Origin of the sequence: Burkholderia reimsis (assembly GCF_003294055.1) — a bacterium.
Lineage (GTDB): Bacteria > Pseudomonadota > Gammaproteobacteria > Burkholderiales > Burkholderiaceae > Burkholderia > Burkholderia cepacia.
The window spans coordinates 1-1,184 of sequence record NZ_QMFZ01000108.1 but is presented as its reverse complement, the minus strand read 5'-3'; the positions used below and the strand labels follow the sequence as shown (position 1 = coordinate 1,184).

1 protein-coding gene is annotated in these 1,184 nt (G+C 66.5%); it reads left to right on the top strand.

What is annotated here, in order from left to right:
- A partial coding sequence (locus DPV79_RS41415; RefSeq protein WP_133295804.1) for an acyl-CoA dehydrogenase family protein occupies positions 1-1,184 on the top strand: 1,184 nt, incomplete at both ends.

Below are 1,184 nucleotides of genomic sequence, written 5' to 3'. Positions count from 1 at the left end.
CAGAAGCAGCGCTACGTGCCGAAGCTGATCTCGGGCGAATGGACCGGCACGATGAACCTGACCGAACCGCAGGCGGGCTCGGATCTTGCGCTGGTGCGTTCGCGCGCCGAGCCGCAGGGCGACGGCACGTACAAGGTGTTCGGCACGAAGATCTTCATCACGTGGGGCGAGCACGACATGGCGGACAACATCGTCCACCTGGTGCTGGCACGCACGCCGAACGCGCCGGAAGGCGTGAAGGGCATTTCGCTGTTCATCGTGCCGAAGTTCCTGGTCAACGAGGACGGCTCGCTGGGCGAACGCAACGACGTGCACTGCGTGTCGATCGAGCACAAGCTCGGGATCAAGGCGAGCCCGACGGCGGTGCTGCAATATGGCGATAACGGCGGCGCGATCGGCTACCTGATCGGCGAAGAAAACCGCGGCCTCGAATACATGTTCATCATGATGAACGCAGCGCGCTTCGGCGTCGGGATGCAGGGGATCGGCGTGGCCGACCGCGCGTACCAGAAGGCCGCGGAATTCGCGAAGGAGCGCGTGCAGAGCCGCCCGGTGGACGGATCGGCCAAGCAGTCGGTGACGATCATCCATCACCCGGACGTGCGCCGGATGCTCGGCACGATGCGCGCGCTGACCGAAGGCGCGCGCTCGCTGGCATACGTGGCCGCGGCGCACAGCGACATTGCCCACCGCCATTCGGACGAGGCGACGCGGGCGCGTCATCAGGCAATCTACGAATATCTGGTGCCGGTCGTGAAGGGCTGGAGCACGGAGATGGTGAACGACGTGGCGAGCCTGGGCGTGCAGGTGCACGGCGGGATGGGTTTCATCGAGGAAACCGGCGCGGCGCAGTATTACCGGGATGCGCGGATCCTGGCGATCTACGAAGGCACGACGGCGATCCAGGCGAACGACCTGGTGGGTCGCAAGACGCTGCGCGACGGTGGCGCGGTGGCGAAGGCGCTGATCGCCGAAATCGGCGAGACTGTCGCGGCGCTGGGCAAGCTGGACGGTGCGGCGGCTGCGTCGATGAAGGTGCAGCTGGAGAAGGGCGCGAAGGCGCTGTCGTCGGTGGTGGATTACGTGCTGGCGAACGCGAAGCAGGACCCGAACGCGGTGTTCGCGGGCAGCGTGCCGTACCTGAAGCTGGCGGGCGTGGTGCTGTGCGGATGGCAGATGGCGCG